We start from the raw sequence: 18464 nt of genomic DNA, 5'->3' as shown, positions 1-18464 counted from the left end.
GATGTCCGATTCCCCGTCCGCAACCTATCTGCCCGAACATCCCCCGGTCACCGACTGGGTCCATGATTTCGACCACACCGACCCGGTCTGGACCGACGATCCGTTCCCGATCTGGGAGGCGCTGCGCTCAGCCTCGCCGGTCGTGCATACCGAGCGCTTCCTCGGCTGCTACATGCCGACCACCTATCAGGCGGTGAAGGAAATCGCCTACGACACCGAACATTTCTCCTCGCGCCGCGTCATCGTGCGCGACGTCCGCCCCGAGATCACCGCCCGCGCGCCGCCGATCACCTCGGATCCGCCGGAGCACAAGCCCGCCAAGCAGGTGCTGCTGCCGCCGTTCACGCCGGACGCGATGGCGCGGCTGGAGCCGCGGGTGCGCGCGATCTGCAACGAGCTGATCGACGAATTCATCGCCGATGGCCATTGCGACGCCGCGGCGCGCTACACCAAGCACATCCCGGTGCGCGCCATCGCCCACATGCTCGGCATCCCCGAGAAGGACGGCGACCTCTTCATCAAATGGATCCACCAGATCCTCGAGCTCGGCATCAAGAACGAAGACGAGCTGATGAACGGCGTGCGCGAGATGACCGGCTATTTCATGGCCCATCTCGAGCAGCGCAAGGTTGCGCCGGGCGACGACCTGATCTCGCAGCTGCTGCGGGCCAAGGGCCCCGGCGGCCAGCCGCTCACCGACGAGCACGTGCTCGGCTCGCTGCGGCTGCTTTTGATCGCCGGCATCGACACCACCTGGAGCGCGATCGGCTCCTCGCTCTGGCACCTCGCCAGGACGCCGGCCGATCGCGAGCGGCTGATTGCGGAGCCGGCACTGATCCCGACTGCGATCGAGGAATTCCTGCGCGCCTATGCGCCGGTGACGATGGCGCGCGAGGTGATGAAGGAGACCACGATCTCCGGTTGCCCGGTGAAGGCCGGCAACATGGTGCTGCTGTCGTTCCCGGCGGCGAATCGCGACCCCGCCATGTTCCCCAACGCGGACAAGGTGGTGATCGACCGCAAGGAGAACCGCCACGCCGCCTTCGGCCTCGGCATTCACCGCTGCGTCGGTTCCAATCTGGCGCGGATGGAGATGCAGGTCGCGATCGAGGAATGGCTGAAGCGGATTCCGGATTTCCGGCTCGATCCAGCCGGCAAGGTCACCTGGTCCGAAGGCACGGTGCGCGGGCCGCGTCAACTGCCTGTTCTGTTCGGCAAGACCGCCTGAGCGGCCGGACACAGCAGTTACATCGCACCATTCAATGAGGTAGCTTGCCCCGGAATCGAACCGACGAGTCCGGGAGGCTAGCTTATGACCGATCAAACCGCTCAATCCGCGAGCGATCATCTCGACATCCACGACGTCGAGCGGCGGGTGAAGGCGATCTTCATCGGCTCGGTCGGCAATCTCGTCGAGTGGTATGATTTCTACGCCTATACCGCCTTCGCGCTCTATTTCGCACCGGCGTTCTTCCCGCACAGCGATCCGGTGGTGCAGCAGCTCAATGCCGCCGTGCTGTTTGCCGCGACCTTCCTGATGCGCCCGCTCGGCGGCTGGCTGTTCGGCTACGTCGCCGACCGCTACGGCCGCCGGCTGTCGCTGACGTTATCCGTGGTCTGCATGTGCTTCGGCTCGCTGATCATCGCAGTGACGCCGACCTATGCCAGCATCGGCATTGCCGCGCCGGCGATCCTGGCGCTGGCCCGCATCATCGAGGGGTTGAGCCTCGGCGGCGAATATGGCGCCAGCGCCACCTATCTCAGCGAGGTCGCCGACCCCAAGCACCGCGGCTTCTATTCGAGCTTCCAATACGTCACCCTGATCGGCGGCCAGCTCACCGCGATCATCGTGCTCTTGCTGCTGCAGAAGGTATTCCTGACTTCGGACGAGCTGAAGGCCTGGGGCTGGCGGATTCCGTTCGTGATCGGCGCCGGGCTTGCGATCTTCGCAGCGGTGATGCGGCGCGGCCTGCACGAGACCGAGGCGTTCGAGGAGGCCAAGAAGGTCTCCAAGCCGACCGGCTCGATCATCGGCCTGTTGAACTACCCGCGCGAATTGCTGCTGGTGGTCGGCCTCACCGCCGGCGGCACCGCGGCGTTCTACACCTTCACCACCTACATGCAGACCTTCGTCAAACTGTCGGTCGGGCTGACCGAGGACCAGACCACCTTCGTGATCTTCGGCTCGCTGATCTTCGCGACCATCCTGCAGCCAATCTATGGCGGCCTCTCCGACCGCATCGGCCGCAAGCCGCTTTTGATCTTCTTCGGTGTCGTCGGCACGATCTCGACAGTGCCGATTCTGACCGCGCTGAAGGACACCAAGTCGCCCTTCATCGCCTTCCTCCTGATCTGCGGCGCCTGGATCTTCGTCGCCGGCTAAACCTCGATCAATGCAATCGTGAAGGCCGAGCTGTTCCCGACCAACGTCCGCGCACTCGGCGTCGGCCTACCCTATGCCATCACGGTATCGATCTTCGGCGGCACCGCGCCCGCGGTCGCGCTGTATTTCAAGAGCGTCGGACACGAGGACTGGTTCTATTATTACCTCAGCGGCATGATCTTCCTGTCGCTCTTGATCTATTCGACGATGCGCGACACCAAGCACGAATCCGCGATGCATCGCCACGAATGATGACACGACGCCAATGACCGACGACCAGGAACCGCCCGAGAGCAAGCTGACGCGCAGCAAGCAACGCTGGGCGCGCGAAGGCAAGTTCCTCACCGGCGAGATCACCCGGCCGGAGGAGCAGCGCCTGCCGCCGGGCCAGCATTTGACGGCAGACTGGCCGGTGCTCGATCTCGGGCTGATGCCCAACGTCACGCAGGAGCGCTGGCGGCTCGACGTCTACGGTGCGGTGGAGCAGACGATCTACTGGAGCTGGCCGCAATTCATGGCGCAGCCGCAGACGCAATTCGTCTCCGACATCCACTGCGTCACCACCTGGTCGCGCTACGACAATCAGTGGGAGGGGCTCGCAACACGCGACTTGCTCGCCGCCTGCCAGCCGCGCGAGGACGCGCGCTTCGTCGCGCTGCATTCCTATGACGGTTATACGACAAACCTGCCGCTCGAGGACTTTGCCGCCGAGGACGCGCTGCTCGCCCATAGCTGGTCGGGCAAGCCGCTCGAGCAGGAGCATGGCGGCCCGGTGCGGCTCGTGGTGCCGCATCTCTATTTCTGGAAGAGCGCCAAATGGCTGCAGCGCATCGAATTCCTGACCGAAGATGCGCCGGGCTTCTGGGAGGTGCGCGGCTATCACAATCGCGGTGATCCCTGGGCCGAACAGCGCTATTCTGGCGACTGACAACCACCAAGAAAAATGGAGCCTGCCCGTGCCGCACGAACGCTTTCAATTCACCGGTGTGGACGGCCATCAGCTGGCCGCAGCACTTGATGCGCCCGACGGGCCGATCAAGGCCTATGCGCTGTTCGCGCACTGCTTCACCTGCGGCAAGGACGTGCTGGCGGCAAAGCGCATCGCGGTCGCGCTCGCCGCCAAGGGCATCGCCACGTTGCGGTTCGATTTCACCGGCCTCGGCTCCAGCGAGGGCGATTTCGCCAACTCGACCTTCTCGTCGAACGTCGCCGACCTCGTCCGCGCCGCCGACCATTTGCGCGAGACGCGCAAGGCGCCCGCGATCCTGATTGGCCACAGCCTGGGCGGCGCCGCGATCCTCGCAGCCGCAGGCCGGATCCCCGAGGCGAAGGCGGTCGCAACCATCGCCGCGCCCTCCGATCCCGCCCATGTCACGCATTTTTTCAAGGACCGCCTCGAGGACATCCGCACGCAGGGTGAAGGCGAAGTGTCGCTCGCCGGCCGTCCCTTCCGCATCAAGCGCAAATTCCTCGACGACGTCGCCGAGCAAAATCTGATGGCACAGGTCAAAACGCTGCACAAGGCGCTGCTGGTCATGCACTCGCCGACCGACGACACCGTCGGCATCGACAACGCCACCAATATCTTCATCGCCGCCAAACACCCCAAGAGCTTCGTCTCGCTTGCGGGTGCGGACCATCTCCTCAGCGGCAAGCAGGATGCCGCCTATGTCGCCGACCTGATCGGCGCCTGGGCGGAACGCTACGTCGATCTCGCGCCCCAGCCGGCAGCAGACACCGGCGCCGCACCGCGCAACGTCGTGGTGCAGGAGACCCGCGCCAGCAAGTTCCAGCAGATCGTCACCACGGGGCCGCACCGCATGCTGGCCGACGAGCCGGCCGCCGTCGGCGGTCAGGATACCGGTCCCGGCCCTTACGATTTCCTGCTCACCGGGCTCGGGGCCTGCACCTCGATGACGATGCGGATGTATGCCGACCGCAAGTCGCTGCCCGTCGATCGCATCACCGTGACGCTCCAACACAACAAGATCTACCCAAAGGATTGCGAGGAGTGCGAGACGCGCGAGGGCATGCTCGACCAGATCGACCGTGTCATCCGGATTGAGGGCGAGCTCGACGTCGATCAGCGCAAGCGGCTGATGGAGATCGCCGACAAATGCCCGGTGCACAAGACGCTGACATCGGAGGTACGGATCGTCACCAAGGCGGCGGAGTAGAACCTGCGACGCAGCGAGATGGGCCGAGCCGAAGCAGCATGTCAGCTGTATCCGCTCTCCACTTGAAATATCGAAAACAACCCCATGCAAAGTAGCCGGCGGCCGCCGGTGTTCGACAAGGCAACTTGACGCGTCGGGCAACTCAGGGATATTCTTCCATTATTCCGAAATCGTGCGAGCGCCCTTCTACCCACGCGCCGCGCGCTTGCCGGCCAGGCAGTTCGCCATGATCCGGACCGCCGCGCCGATCTCGTTCTCGCGCCAGGCGGCGAAGCCGAGCAACAAGCCATGGTCGCGCGGCCGTTCCAGCGCGAGGCTCGACAGCGCGCGCACCTCGACGCCGGCGGCAACCAGCCGCGCCACGGCGCTCTGGTCGGCGCCGCCGTCCTTGAAGCGGGCGATCAATTGCATGCCGCCGGGCGGGACCTCGGCCGCGAGCACCTCGCCGAGCTGCCGCGCCAGCGCGGCGGCGAGGTGGTCCCGGCGCGCGCGATAGATGCGCCGCATCCGCCTGACATGGGCCAGGAAATGCCCGTCCGCTATGAAGCCGGCCAGCGCCTCCTGGACATGCACGGAGGCGATCAGCCCGAGATGCCGCTGCGCGATCTCCATCGTCCGCGCCAGCTGTGGCGGCACCACCAGATAGCCGATGCGGATATCGGCGGTCATCGCCTTGGGGAAGGTGCCGAGATAGAGCACGCGCCCCTCGCGGTCGAGCCCTTGCAGGGCCGGCATCGGGCGGCTGTCATAGTGAAATTCGCCGTCGTAATCGTCCTCGACGATCCAGGTCTTGCCGGGCTCGGCCGTCGCCAGCAGCTCGGTGCGGCGCGCAACCGGCATCACTCGTCCGGTCGGGTGCTGATGCGACGGCGTCGTGAAGATCAGCTTCGGCGCGCGCACCGCGCGCACCCGCATCATGCCCCATTGATCCAGCCTGACGCCGACGACGTCGGCGCCGGCCGCGCGAAACGCCGCTGCGGCGCCGGGATATCCGGGATCCTCGGTCCACACCGCATCACCGGCGACGATGGTGGTCGCCGCGATCAGCGTCAGCGCCGCCTGCGCGGTCGGCAGGAATCAGGATCTGGTCGGCCTCGGCGTGCACGCCGCGGTTGATTTCGAGGTAGTCGCGCAAGGCTTCGCGCAGCGCTGGCCGGTTGACCATGGTCTGGTCGTTGAAACGGCGGCGCAGCGCGCTGCGGCGCAGGCAGCGCGCCCAGAGCTCGTGCGGAAACTCGCGCGCGTCCGCAAACCCGGGACGCAGCGGCCGGAATTCGGCCTGGTACGACAGCGGCCAATCCGTCTCGGAGAGCTGCAAGGCCCAGGGCGACAGCAGCGGCTTGCGGGCGGCGTCTCGCCGTGGCGCCGGCATAGCCTTGGCAAAGCGCGCCTCGATATCGTCGGTGACCACCGGCCGGCGCCGCGCGGCGACGCGCAGATATCCCTCGGCCGCGAGCTGCTCATAGGCATGCGTCACCGTGTTGCGCGACACGTCGAGCTCGGCCGAGAGACTGCGGCTCGACGGCAGCACGGCGCCGCTCCTGATCCGGCCGCTTGCCATCAGCGCGCGCAGCTGCCCCGTCAGCTGCGCGGCCAGGCCGGCATCATCCGACCGCTTCAGCACGAGCAATTCGGCGAGGATCAATCTGGCTCCTTCAGTCTATCAAATCTGGCCCTTTCGAGAGAGCCAGCATGATCCTATTCACAAGCGGTATCGCCTGCAAGGACGCTGCCGTGAATCAATCGCTGTCGCCGGCCAAAGCCGCCGCTTTGTTCATCGTCGTGGTGCTGGCCTGGGGCATCAACTGGTCGGTGACGAAATCGCTGGTCCAGGCGGTGCCGCTGCTATGGACCGCGTCGATCCGCAGCTGGATCGCGCTGATCGCCCTGCTGGTGATCCTGCGCGCCAGCGGCAATCTGATCATTCCGCGGATCGCCGATGTCCCTGTCGTGCTCAGCGTCGCGCTGCTGCACATGACGTTCTTCTCGACACTGACCGCCGCCGGCCTGCGCTATCTGCCGGCGAGCAAGGGCGTGGTGCTCGGCTACACCACGCCGCTCTGGGTCGCTCTTGCCGCCGGTGCCGCGCGCACCGAACGGCTCGGTACATTGAAGCTGGTCGGGGTCGCGTCGGGGCTCGCCGGCCTCTGCGTGATCCTCAACCCGGCGTCGCTGGACTGGAGCAATCTGCACATCATCGCCGGCGCCGGCATGATCATCGTCGCTGCGATCTGCTGGGCCGCCAACATCATCTATATCCGCTCGCACCGCTGGATCGCGACGCCGCTGCAGCTCCTGCTGTGGCAGGTGCTGGTGCTGACGACGACGGCGCTGGTCACCGAGGGCGTGCCCGAGGTGAATTGGTCGCCGCACCTCGTGCTGCTGTTCCTCTATTCCGGCTTCATCGGCACGGCGCTCGCCTATTGGGCGATGTCGATGGTCAACAAGAGCCTGCCGGCGCTCACGACCTCACTCGGCACGACGGGGACGCCGATCGTCGGGATCGTCACCGCGGCGCTGCTGCTCGGCGAACCGATAGATCTGTCGCTCGCGATTGCCGCGGCCCTGATCGTCGGCGGCATCGCGCTGAGCTCGCTCGCGGATGCACCGGCGCGTGCGTAATTAGGGCCTGTACTCATGGATTCGTCACGTCCGCTTCGGTCTCGGAAGCTGACGTCGAAACCGACGTCGCTGCATGTCGGCCTTGGGCCAGAAGCGGCAGCCGCCAGGAGGCCTATTTCTTCTTCTTCATCGCCGCCGTGACGTACGGTTTCTTGGCGGCCTGAGCCATCCACGAAAGCACCTGGTCGTCGTCGAACTCGTCCATGGCGGTCAACTCGACGCCGCGGGTGGCCTTGCCCATTCTGAACGGTGTCACTGGGGGTTCCGGTTGTAGTTCGTTGCCTCGGATGAACATCAGCTTCAGGTGACCGACGAAGGCGCCGGAAGAGAAGCACCACCCATCGGGAACGCCATAGTAAGCCATTCCCCATTTCACCGCGCGTTTGAGGTCGGGGATTGCCTTGGCGGCCAAGGCATCGACATGTTTGGCGATGCTCTTCTGCGGTTCGGGAAGGCTCTCGATATAGGCAAATACCGGCTTGTCGCCTTCGGCCGCTTTCGCAGGACTCGCCTTGCCGGTCATCGCTACCAGAAGCTCGACGCTTTTTGCCTGTGGCGTTCCCGTGTCTTTTTTTACTGCCATGGCCCCACCGATCTAATTCGTGATGCGGCAGCGGATATACGGCCCACAACCGACCTCGTTTCGACGCTAAGCCTATCCTTTTCTACCGGCGGCACAATGACAGCTCTGGGTCATAAGCCGCCGATAACTACCGAACCGGGCAACTTCCGCTTTATGACCGGAAGCCGCCGGTTATGAGTAAGCGCCCTAGGCCGTCGCAAGCGGCCTGACCCGCAAGGCCCCGCGCAGACCTGCGCCGGTGCCGAGCAGGATGCCGGCGATAGCGATGAACGACGACAGCGACAGCGTCGACAGCCCGGTCAGCCCCTGCCCGACCGAGCAGCCGAAGGCCATCACGCCGCCCGCCCCCATCAGCGCGGCGCCGCCGGCCGAGCGCAGCATGTGCTGCGGCGACCGATAGCCTTCGAGCTCGAAGCGTCCGGTGGCAAGCGCCGTAATCAGGCTGCCGGCAAACACGCCGAACACGGTGACGATGCCGAAATTGAGCGTCGAGCCGGTCGACAGCATCACATATTGCAGCGCGTCGGCGATCGGCGCGATGAAGGTCAGCGACGTCACCGGCACCGGATTGAAATCATCGGCGCCGAGATAGCCGGTCGCGTACCAGCCTGCCGCCACCAGCAGGCCGACGATCAGGCCGGCCGCGATCTGGCCGGGCGATTTTCGGAACGGCGCATAAGCGAAGGCGAAGATGATCAGCACGGCCGCGAGCACCGAGGCCGCGATCATCCGCGCCGGCACCGCACCAAGGCCGGCGCTTGCCAGCAAGGCCGGCACCGAATTGGCGGCGACCGTGGCCTGAGACGTCTGCACCATCGCGATCCGCATAGGCGCGATCAGTCCCTTCAGCGTCATCTCGGCAAAAATGCCGAGCACGATGACGACCACGAACGAGCGCAGATTGCCGCGACCGAGCAGCACCAGCGCGCGCGAGCCACAGCCATTCGACAGCACCATGCCGTAACCGAACAGCAGGCCGCCGAGGAACATCACCGGCGCCGAGAATGACGGTTGCAGATAGATCGACTTGCCGAGATCGACGAGGCCCGCCGCCGCCAGCAGCTGCGAGGCCGCGATCGCAACGCCCATCGCCAACGCGTAGGTACGCCCCAGCCGGCCGTCGCCCTCCGCCCACAAGCCGCGCAGCCCGCTCATCATGCAGAAGCCGCTGACGAGTCCGACCGAGCCGTAGATCAGGCCGATGATCAGGGCGGCGAGGATGACGATCGTGGCGGAGTCCATGCAAGGGTCCTCAAGAGTTCGTCATTGCGAGCGAAGCGAAGCAATCCATACCACCACAACGGGAGAGAATGGATTGCTTCGTCGCTTCGCTCCTCGCAATGACGGTGAATTACGGTCGCAGGATCACGCGGTCGCGCGACGAGCCGGCGACGGCAACGAACGCCGCCTTGGCCTGTTCCAACGGATAGATCGCGTTCTGCCTGATCGGAAACGGCTTCAGATGCCCGCTGGCAAAGCCCGGCGCGAGCTCGCGCAGCACCTCGCCGGTCGCAACCGACGACAGCGCGAGCGTGTCGATGCCGACATAGGTGTGCTGTCCGCGGTAGAATTCGAGGATGTTGAACTGCACGATGCGGTCGACCGCGGCGATCAGGATCTGCCGGCCGCGCAGCGCCAGCGACTTGTGCGCGGCCTGGAAATAGGGATCGCCGACCGTGTTGTAGACGATGTCGGCGCCCTTGCCGCCGGTCAGCTCACGCACCCGCGCGGCGACATCGGTGGTGGAGGCATCGATCACCTCGACCGGCGAATTCGTGTGGCCCTCATAGGGCTCGCTCTTGCGCACCACGCCGATCGCGCGCGCACCGTGCCAGCTTGCGATCTGCACGGCGGCCTGGCCGACCTTGCCGTTGACGCCCATCACGAGCACGGTCTCGCCCGCCTTCGGCAGTCCGGCGCGGCGCAGGCCTTCCATCGCGGTGACAAAGGGCACGCCGATCCCGGCGGCTTCGTCCCAGGAAATGCCGGCGGGTTTTTCCACCACGGCATCGCGCTCGACCACGAGATGCGTGGCGTGGGTGCCGTCGCGGCGGATGCCGAGATCGCCTGATGAGCCGAACACCTCGCGCCCGATCAAGCCCGACGGACCGTCAATCACGACGCCGGCATAGTCGCGGCCGGAGGTGCGCGGGAACACGGCATAGGGCATCAGCCCGGTCGCGGCCTTCACGTCGGACGGATTGACTGCCGCCGCCTTCACCTCGATCAGGACGTCGTTGCCCCCGCACGAAAGTGCATGGGTCTCGACCACCGGCGCCACGGCCGCTGCATTCTCCGCCTTGGTCAACAGGCGCACGCAACGCGCTTCGACCTGATCAGGATTGGGATGGAGAGCCGACGGCATGGAGATTCCAGTCTTGGTCGTTTTGCGTGACGCGAGGCCACGCTCCAACGCCATGACTAATCGACTGACCGACCAATTCAAGGGACTTGTTGCGGCCGGTGGACTCAGAGCTTCGGCGGCGGGGCCGTGCCCAGGATCGCCTCGATCGACAAGCCGAGCCCGAGCAGTCTGGCATCGCTGCCGACCGCACCATCGATCTCGAGCCCGACCGGCAATCCGCCCGGCGTCATTCCGGCATAGAGCGACAAGCCGGGAAGGCCGGCGTTGCTGCCGGGATCGGTGTTGCGGATCATGGTGCCGAAAGTCGGCGCCGGCTCGCCGCCATTGACCGACATGTCGCCGGACCCGTTCTTTTCATCGATGACCGACGCAGGCGCGATCGTGGTCGGAAACAGGATGGCATCCAGTTTGTTGTCCCTGATATAGGCGGCATAGATCGCCTGCAGCGCCGGCCGCTGCACCTTGATCGCATCATCATAGGCGGCGCCGAAGGCGTCCGTGGTGATGGCCCCGAACGCGCCGATGACGTCGGGGCTGGCGACCTTCGCGGCGATATCGGCAAGCGTGATTCCCTCGATCCCGGAGGCGGCGAGCCAGGCCGGGATATCGGCGATCGGTTCATGCAGCGCGACCACGAAGGACACCTTGCCGTTCTGCTCGAACAGGTCAGGCATATCGACATCGACCAGCACCACGCCAGCCGCCGTGAGCCGTGCGCAGGCTGCGCGGGTAACCGCCTCGACGTCGCGATCGAGGCCGCTCCAGAAGCAGGCGGGAATGCCGAGACGCACGCCGCGCAACGGAATGCTAGTGGCGAGCGGCGTGCCTGTAATCACGGCATCGAGCAGCGCGACATCGGCGACCGTGCGGCCCATCGGGCCGATGGTGTCGCGGGTATGGCTGATCGGAACCACCTGATTGTCATCGTGGTAGCGCCGCTCGGCGCCGCCATTGCCGACCGACGGCCGTAAGCCGACGGTGCCGGTCAGCGCCGCGGGCACGCGGGTCGAGCCGCCGGTGTCGGATCCGAGGCCACAGGTGGCGATACGCGCGGCGATCGCCGCGGACGTTCCGCCCGACGACCCGCCCGGAATCCGGCTGGTGTCGTACGGATTCCTCACAGGTCCCGCGAACGGCGCAAGATTGGTGCTGGTGATGCCGAAGGCGAGCTCGTGCAAATTGGTCTTGCCGATGACGATAGCACCGGCGTCGAGCAGCTTTTGCAGCGACGGCGCATTGCGCGCAGGTCGCGCGTGTTGCAGCGCCGCCGTGCCGCCCGATGTCGGCAGATCTGATGTGTTGATGTTGTCCTTGACGACGATCGGAAGCCCGGCCAGCACGCCGGTCCGCGTCCCGGCATCGACCTGGCGCGCGGCGGCAAGTGCGCCGTCGCGGTTCAGCACGATGAATGCGTTGAGGTCCTTGAGCCGCTCGGCGCGATCGAGCGCCGCCTCGACGACGCTGACCGCCGTCACCTTCCCGTCGCGGATCGCCGCCACGATCTCAGCGGCGGTGGTTTCAGTCGAATTTGCCATCGAACCCTGCGCCCTCTTGCTGTGGGCGCAAGGCTAGGCCTTCGGCCGCTTGTCGTAAACACGTTTCGCCTTGCCGAGCGACCGTTCTAGCGTCTCGGGGGCGACGACGCGGATGCGGGTGGAGATGCCGATCGTGTTCTTGATGAAGGCGGAGAGCTTCTCGGCGTGCGCGGTCAGCCCTTCGCCGTCCGAGCTTTCGGGACGGGCTTCGGCTAGCACCGTCATCTCGTCCATCCGGCCCTCGCGGGTCAATTCAATCACAAAATGGCCGCCGCACCAGTCGGTCGCCAGCAGGGCCTCCTCGATCTGGGTCGGGAACACGTTGACGCCGCGCAGGATGATCATATCGTCGGAACGGCCGGTCACCTTCTCCATCCGCCGCATGCCGGGCCGCGCCGTGCCCGGCAACAGCCGCGTCAGGTCGCGGGTGCGGTAGCGGATGATCGGAAAGCCTTCCTTGGTCAGCGAGGTGAACACCAGCTCGCCCTTCTCGCCGTCAGCAAGCACCTTGCCGGTCAGGGGGTCGATCACCTCGGGGTAGAAGTGGTCTTCCCAGATGTGCAGGCCGTCCTTGGTCTCCACGCATTCCTGCGCGACGCCGGGCCCCATCACCTCCGACAGACCATAGATGTCGGTGGCGTCCATGTCGAAGGCGTGCTCGATCTCGACGCGCATCGCGTTGGTCCATGGCTCGGCGCCGAAGATGCCGAACTTCAGCGATGATTTTCGCGGATCGAGCCCCTGCCGTTTGAACTCGTCGAGGATCGCCAGCATGTAGCTTGGCGTCACCGTGATGATGTCGGGCTTGAAATCGTTGATCAGCTGCACCTGCCGTTCGGTCATGCCGCCGGAGATCGGGATCACCGTACAGCCGAGCCGCTCGGCGCCGTAATGCGCGCCGAGGCCGCCGGTGAACAGGCCATAGCCATAGGCATTGTGCATCAGCATCCCGGTGCGGCCGCCGGCGGCGCGGATCGAGCGCGCCATCACATCCGCCCAGGTGTCGATGTCCGCCCTGGTGTAGCCGACCACGATCGGCTTGCCGGTCGTGCCAGACGACGCGTGGACCCGCACCAGCTGCTCGCGCGGCACTGCGAACATGTTGAACGGATAATTGTCGCGCAGATCCGTCTTCACCGTGAACGGAAATTTTTCGAGATCGGAAAGCTGCCTGAAATCGGACGGATGGACGCCGGCGGCATCAAAACTCTTCTTGTAATGCGCGACATTGTCATAGGCGTGCTTGAGCGACCAGGCGAGCCGCCTGGTCTGCAGCGCCATGATCTCGTCGCGCGAGGCGCGTTCGGCGGCGTCGAGCTCGGCGTGATAGCCGCCATCCCTGACCTTGAGCTTTGCCGTCACCATCACATGTCTCCCGAAATCATGATGCCTTGATGTCCGTGTCCGGCAGCCAGTTGCCTTGGATCACCCGCGAATGTCCGCGGAATTCGGCGATCACGCTGTCGCCGGCAGTGACGCGCACGTCGTAAATTCCCGAATGGCCGCCGCGCGAGATCTCGTGCGCGCTCGCCACCAGACGGTCGCCGAGCTTGCCGGGCCGGATGAAGGTGATGTCGCCCTGCGCCGCCACCGCGCGATCGTTGCGGCTGTTGCAGGCAAAGGCGAAGGCGGAATCCGCCAGCGTGAAGATGTAGCCGCCATGGCAGATGCGCTGGCCGTTGACCATGTGCGGCTGCACCGTCATCGCCATCACGGCCCGCCCCGGCCTGATCTCAACAAGCTCCATGCCGAGGCCCTTGCTGGCGTCGTCTTCCTTCCACATCGCATCCGCGCAGGCGCGGGCGACGTCCTCGGGCGATAGCGTGGCCTTCACGTTCACATCGAACTCCCTGTGCGCGGGCCCGTTGCAAGGGCCTCTTGGTGTCACATCAGTGTTGGGCGCGACGCGTGAGGCGTCAACGCTTCTTCCGTCATTCCGGGATGGTCCGAAGGACCAGACCCGGAATCTCGAGATTCCCCGATGCGCCATTGCGCATCTGCGGTTCGACGCTGCGCATCGCCCCGGAATGACGATCAACAATCAGACGTGGTCGTAGTCGACCACGACCTTGCCGGAGCACGGCTTGGCCTGGCAGGTGAGGATGAACCCCGCCTTCAGCTCCCACGGCTCCAGCGAATAGTTCAGATCCATCGGGGCCTCGCCTTCGACCAGCTTGGCGCGGCAGGTCGAGCACATGCCGCCCTTGCAGGCGAACGGCAGGTCCATGCCGGCACGCAGCGCGGCGTCGAGGATCGACTCGCCGTCGGCCACCGGGACCTCGCGGCGCTTGCCGTCGATGATCAATCCGGCGATTGCCTTCGGCGGCGCGCCGGCGGGAACGACCACTTTCGGACGCGGCTTGCCGCCGAATTCCGACACGAAGCGTTCGACATGGATGCGCTCGTCGGCGATGCCGATCTCGCGGCAGGTCGCCTCGATGGTCTCGCTCATCGCGGCCGGGCCGCAGACGAAGACGTGATCGACGGTCGCAGCCGGCACCAGCGAGCGCAGCAGTACCCGCACCTTCTCGCCGTCGAGCCGGCCGTGCAGGATCGGAATGTCCTGCTCCTCGCCCGAGATCACGTGGAACACCGACAGCCGCTGCATGAAGCGGTCCTTCAGCTCCTCCAGCGCCTCGCGGAACATGACGCCTTCGGTCGAGCGATTGCCGTAGAACAGGAAGAACCGGCTGTCCGGCTCGCGCGCCAGCACGCCCTTGATGATCGAGAGGATCGGCGTGATGCCGCTGCCAGCAGCGAAGCCGACATAGGTCCGCGCTTCACCCGGCGCATGCGCGACGCCGAAACGGCCGGTCGGCGTCATCACGTCGAGCTCGTCGCCGGCCTTGATCTCATCGGCGGCCCAGTTCGAGAAGGCGCCGCCGTCGACCTTCTTCACCGCGATGCGCAGCTCGCCATCGTCGGGACCCGAGCAGATCGAATAGGAGCGGCGGACTTCCTCGCCGTCCATCGTGGTGCGCAGCGTCAGATATTGTCCCGGCGTGAAGCGGTAGTCGCCTTGCAGATCGTCGGGGATCGCAAAAGTCATCGAGATGGCGTCCGACGCCTCGCGGCGCAGATCGCTGACGGACAGACGGTGAAAGCGCGGGGTCGACATGGTCAATGACACTTGAAGTAGTCGAAGGGTTCACGGCAGCTCTTGCAACGCCACAGCGCCTTGCAGGAGGTCGAGCCGAATTCGGACAGCAGTTCGGTATCGCCCGATCCGCATTGCGGGCACGGCACCTGCTGCTCGCCGAACAGCGCGCGGCGCGAGGAGCCCGGCAGCGGCGGCGCGATGCCGTATTCCCTGAGCTTGCGCCGGCCGTCCTCGCTCATCCAGTCGGTGGTCCAGGCCGGCGACAGCACGGTGCGCACCTTCGGCCGGTGAATGCCTTCGCGCTCCAGTGCGAGCTCGATCTCGAGCGCGATCATGTTCATCGCCGGACAGCCGGAATAGGTCGGCGTGATCGCGACCTCGACATGGCCGTCGTGGACGGCGACATCGCGCAGCACGCCGAGATCGGCAATGGTCAGCACCGGAATCTCGGGATCGACCACCTGCGCGGCCGCGCTCCAGGCGCGCCGGCGCAGATCGGCATCGCTGAGTGCCGCCGTCACCATGTTGCCCCCGGGAAGGTCCGCTGCATCGACTGCAGCTCGCTGAGGAGATGGCCGAGATGCTCGCTGTGCCGGCCGCTGCGGCCGCCCTGCTGCATCCAGTTGCCGGATGGCAGCGCCAGCGTCGCCTCGTTGACGATGCCTGTAACCGTCTTCAGCCAGCGCGGCTGCAGCGCCGCCGGGTCGATTGCGATGCCGGCATCGATCAGGCTGCGCTCGCCGTCGTCGACCGCGAACATCTCGCCGGTATAGGCCCAGAGGTCGTCGATCGCATCCTGCGCGCGGCGATGGCTCTCCTCGGTGCCGTCACCGAGGCGGACGATCCATTCCGACGAATGCCGCAGGTGATAGGCACTCTCCTTCTCCGACTTCGCCGCGATCGCGGCGAAGGTCGGATCTGACGACGCCATCATCGCGCGCCAGTAGAGATCGGCGAACGCCGCGTGGAAGAACTGCCGCACCATGGTGCGGGCGAAGTCGCCATTCGGCTGCTCGACCAGCAGGAGATTGCGATACTGCCTGACGTCGCGCAGATAGGCGAACTTGTCTTCGTCATTGCCGCGGCCTTCGACCTTGGCAGCATAAGTGTAGAGCTCGCGGGCCTGGCCGAGCAGGTCGAGACCCATATTGGCGAGCGCCATGTCCTCTTCCATCGCGGGCGCATGGCCGCACCATTCGGAGAGGCGATGGCCGAGGATCAGCGCATCGTCGGCGCGGCGCAGCGCGTAGAGCACCAGCGGCGTTTCGGAGACTTCGATATTGGCGGTTGCCATGTTCTCTATTCCACCTGCATCCACTTGCTCGACGTCATCCTGAGGAGCCTGCGCAGCAGGCGTCTCGAAGGATGGCCGCGATTGCGATCGGGGCGTCATGGTTCGAGACGGCGCTACGCGCCTCCTCACCATGACGGATGAGAGTCACATATGCCCGACTTCGTCGGGGACGTCGTAGAAGGTCGGGTGACGGTAGATCTTGGATTCTGCCGGCTCGAACATCATGCCCTTCTCGGACGGATCGGACGCGGTGATCGCGTTCGAGGGCACCACCCAGATCGACAGCCCCTCGCCGCGCCGGGTGTAGATGTCGCGCGCGGCCTGCAGCGCCAGCGTGGCGTCGGCCGCGTGCAGCGAGCCGACATGCTTGTGCGCAAGCCCGTTGCGGCTGCGGATGAAGACTTCCCAGAGCGGAACGTTCGGCGTGGCCATGGCGGCGCTCCCTATTCTGCGGCTTGCGCGAGCTGGCGGCTCTTGCGCTTCTCGGCATAGGCCATCGCGGCTTCACGCACCCAGGCGCCTTCTTCATGCGCCTTGCGGCGGGCGGCAAGGCGATCGCGGTTGCAGGGACCGTTGCCTGCCAGCACCTGCTTGAACTCGTCCCAGTCGATCGGGCTGTGTTCCCAATTGCCGTTTTCGTTCTGCTTCATGCCGGGATCGGGAATCGTCAGCCCGAGGAACTCGGCTTGCGGTACGGTGGCGTCGATGAATTTCTGGCGCAGCTCGTCATTGGAGAAGCGCTTGATCTTCCATTTGGTCGAGGTGTCGCTGTGCTGGCTCACCTGGTCCGGTGGGCCGAACATCATCAGCACCGGCCACCACCAGCGATCGAGCGCGTTCTGCGCCATCGCCTTCTGCTCCGCGGTGCCGCGGCACAACGTCACCATGATCTCGAAGCCCTGGCGCTGATGGAACGACTCCTCCTTGCAGACGCGGATCATCGCGCGCGCATAGGGCCCGTAGGAACAGCGGCAGAGCGGGATCTGGTTCATGATCGCCGCGCCGTCGACCAGCCAGCCGACGGTGCCGATGTCAGCCCAGGTCAGCGTCGGATAATTGAAGATCGAGGAATATTTCGCCTTGCCCGACAGCATCGCGTCGACGAGCTCTTCGCGCGAGGTGCCGAGCGTCTCGGCGGCGGCGTAGAGATAGAGCCCGTGGCCGCATTCGTCCTGCACCTTGGCCAGCAGCGCGGCCTTGCGACGCAGCGACGGCGCGCGGGTGATCCAGTTGCCCTCGGGAAGCATGCCGACGATTTCGGAGTGGGCGTGCTGGGAAATCTGCCGGGTCAGCGTCTTGCGGTACGCTGCCGGCATCCAGTCATTCGGCTCGATGCGCTCGTCGGCATCGATGCGGGCCTGGAACTGACTGGCACGGGCGACATCCTCGACGCCGCGATCGTCGCCGTCGGATGAGTTGAGCGCCTGCGTATACATGGCCGACCTCCCAGTGTGTTGTTGGGCAGGAATATATAACACAAATTTTAAAATGCAAGAATTTTTTGTAATATGTTCAGGTGCCCTCGAAACGGCGCGCCACGGCCCCGTTGGGCTTCGGCAGCGGCCCGGCCTCGTTGGTGGCGTGGTCGTCAAGCCATTGTTCCGACGGCGAAAGCAGCCCGCGATAGATCTCGCCGCAGAGTTTCCGCGCGGCCCTGCCCGGCCAATCCTTCGGCAGCAATTGATACGGCAGCAGCGGATCGCGCAGCACGACCCGGCGGTAGTGGTGGATCAGAAGAATGCGTGCGGTGAAGGCGTCGGCGTCGCTCAGCCTCTCGCCTCGGATGATCCAGCCGTGCAGCGGCTCGAACGTCTTCATGAACTTCAGATAGGCGTCCGCGGTGCGATCGAGCGGCCAGCTTTCGCTGAGCAGCCGGCGCCCGCTGTCATCCTCCGCGGAGACTTCGAGACGGATCGCGCGCGACGCTTCATCGGGGATCGGCACGCCCGAGGGTGCGACCCACACGCCGGGCACCGGGCTGCCGAAGCCGGCATTCTTCAGCGCCTCGCGCGCGGCGTCGCGGTCCTCGGCATTGCCGATCAACAGCAGCTCAAAGCGGCCGGTCCAGTCCGACGGCGGCGGATCGTAGATGTGCCGCGTCGCGGTGTCGAAGGTCTGCCGTCCCCTGGCGTTCAACCGATAGAAGCTGTTGCGGCCGACCTTGTTGCGCTCGAGCCAGCCGTCGGCGGCGAGCCGCGACATTGCGGTGCGCACCACATTGCCGTCGATGTCGAGCGACTTGAAGAATTCGAGCAGCGTGCCGAGCCACACCGAGCCGCCGCGCGGCACGATGGAATCGCCGAACACGGTGATGATGATTGAGCCCGTGCGTGACGGCTCGCGCTTCAGCTGGTCGACGATGCGGGCAAGCGGCTGCGGCATGTGTCAACGCATAGCGCGTTTTG

The 18464-nt window shown here is 65.6% G+C and carries 16 protein-coding genes and 2 pseudogenes; 5 read left to right on the top strand and 13 right to left on the bottom strand.

The genetic code is table 11. The features are described 5' to 3' along the window. Position 1: 1 nt before the first annotated feature. The 4 genes and pseudogenes from V5279_RS14125 (at position 2) to V5279_RS14110 (ending at position 4560) form a co-directional block, all read left to right on the top strand. Positions 2–1228: a cytochrome P450 gene (locus V5279_RS14125; RefSeq protein ID WP_338698233.1), complete on the top strand. Its 1227-nt coding sequence runs from the start codon at positions 2–4 to the stop codon at positions 1226–1228. Positions 1229–1312: 84 nt separating this feature from the next. Further along, positions 1313–2635 (top strand): annotated as a pseudogene (locus V5279_RS14120) (MFS transporter). A gap of 13 nt (positions 2636–2648) precedes the next feature. Continuing rightward, positions 2649–3311: a sulfite oxidase-like oxidoreductase gene (locus V5279_RS14115; protein ID WP_338698231.1), complete on the top strand. Its 663-nt coding sequence runs from the start codon at positions 2649–2651 to the stop codon at positions 3309–3311. A gap of 28 nt (positions 3312–3339) precedes the next feature. Further along, positions 3340–4560: a bifunctional alpha/beta hydrolase/OsmC family protein gene (locus V5279_RS14110; RefSeq protein WP_338698229.1), complete on the top strand. Its 1221-nt coding sequence runs from the start codon at positions 3340–3342 to the stop codon at positions 4558–4560. A gap of 186 nt (positions 4561–4746) precedes the next feature. Here V5279_RS14110 and V5279_RS14105 read toward each other — a convergent pair. Then, positions 4747–6205: pseudogene (locus tag V5279_RS14105) on the bottom strand (PLP-dependent aminotransferase family protein). Between the two features lie 47 nt (positions 6206–6252). Between V5279_RS14105 and V5279_RS14100 the strand changes: the two are divergent. Further along, a complete protein-coding gene (locus tag V5279_RS14100; RefSeq protein WP_338698227.1) occupies positions 6253–7182 on the top strand; it encodes a DMT family transporter in 930 nt (309 codons plus the stop codon). 112 nt (positions 7183–7294) lie between these two features. Here the strand turns inward: V5279_RS14100 and V5279_RS14095 are convergent, their stop codons facing one another. From V5279_RS14095 to paaX, 12 genes are all read right to left on the bottom strand, one after another. After that, positions 7295–7765: a DUF1801 domain-containing protein gene (locus V5279_RS14095; protein WP_029078052.1), complete on the bottom strand. Its 471-nt coding sequence runs from the start codon at positions 7763–7765 to the stop codon at positions 7295–7297. A 186-nt stretch (positions 7766–7951) separates the two neighbouring features. After that, complete coding sequence (locus V5279_RS14090) at positions 7952–9007, bottom strand: YeeE/YedE family protein (protein ID WP_338698224.1); 1056 nt, start codon at positions 9005–9007, stop codon at positions 7952–7954. 109 nt (positions 9008–9116) lie between these two features. Then, positions 9117–10130 (bottom strand): zinc-binding alcohol dehydrogenase family protein, encoded by a 1014-nt coding sequence (locus V5279_RS14085; protein WP_338698222.1) that lies wholly within the window; start codon positions 10128–10130, stop codon positions 9117–9119. A 104-nt stretch (positions 10131–10234) separates the two neighbouring features. After that, a complete protein-coding gene (gene iaaH, locus V5279_RS14080; RefSeq protein WP_338698220.1) occupies positions 10235–11665 on the bottom strand; it encodes an indoleacetamide hydrolase in 1431 nt (476 codons plus the stop codon). 33 nt (positions 11666–11698) lie between these two features. Next, complete coding sequence (gene paaK / locus V5279_RS14075; RefSeq protein ID WP_338698218.1) at positions 11699–13030, bottom strand: phenylacetate--CoA ligase PaaK; 1332 nt, start codon at positions 13028–13030, stop codon at positions 11699–11701. Positions 13031–13046: 16 nt separating this feature from the next. Next, positions 13047–13505: a hydroxyphenylacetyl-CoA thioesterase PaaI gene (gene paaI / locus V5279_RS14070; RefSeq protein ID WP_338698216.1), complete on the bottom strand. Its 459-nt coding sequence runs from the start codon at positions 13503–13505 to the stop codon at positions 13047–13049. 201 nt (positions 13506–13706) lie between these two features. Further along, positions 13707–14783, bottom strand: coding sequence for a 1,2-phenylacetyl-CoA epoxidase subunit PaaE (paaE, locus tag V5279_RS14065; protein WP_166297811.1), 1077 nt, complete (start codon positions 14781–14783; stop codon positions 13707–13709). Positions 14784–14785: 2 nt separating this feature from the next. Next, positions 14786–15289 carry a 1,2-phenylacetyl-CoA epoxidase subunit PaaD gene (gene paaD / locus V5279_RS14060; protein WP_338698215.1) on the bottom strand — a complete coding sequence of 168 codons (504 nt, stop codon included), beginning with the start codon at positions 15287–15289 and terminating at the stop codon, positions 14786–14788. Then, positions 15283–16059, bottom strand: a complete 777-nt coding sequence (gene paaC, locus V5279_RS14055) for a 1,2-phenylacetyl-CoA epoxidase subunit PaaC (RefSeq protein WP_166297813.1) — start codon at positions 16057–16059, stop codon at positions 15283–15285. The genes paaD and paaC overlap by 7 nt, the downstream gene beginning before the upstream one ends. A gap of 144 nt (positions 16060–16203) precedes the next feature. Beyond that, positions 16204–16491 carry a 1,2-phenylacetyl-CoA epoxidase subunit PaaB gene (paaB, locus tag V5279_RS14050; protein WP_016842890.1) on the bottom strand — a complete coding sequence of 96 codons (288 nt, stop codon included), beginning with the start codon at positions 16489–16491 and terminating at the stop codon, positions 16204–16206. Between the two features lie 11 nt (positions 16492–16502). Beyond that, positions 16503–17495: a 1,2-phenylacetyl-CoA epoxidase subunit PaaA gene (paaA, locus tag V5279_RS14045; RefSeq protein ID WP_166297814.1), complete on the bottom strand. Its 993-nt coding sequence runs from the start codon at positions 17493–17495 to the stop codon at positions 16503–16505. Between the two features lie 76 nt (positions 17496–17571). Beyond that, complete coding sequence (paaX, locus tag V5279_RS14040; protein ID WP_338698200.1) at positions 17572–18441, bottom strand: phenylacetic acid degradation operon negative regulatory protein PaaX; 870 nt, start codon at positions 18439–18441, stop codon at positions 17572–17574. Between the last annotated feature and the right edge of the window lie 23 nt (positions 18442–18464).

It is taken from the genome of Bradyrhizobium sp. 26S5, from assembly GCF_036923295.1.
In the GTDB taxonomy this organism is placed as follows: domain Bacteria; phylum Pseudomonadota; class Alphaproteobacteria; order Rhizobiales; family Xanthobacteraceae; genus Bradyrhizobium; species Bradyrhizobium septentrionale.
This window is presented reverse-complemented; position numbering and strand designations above follow the sequence as displayed.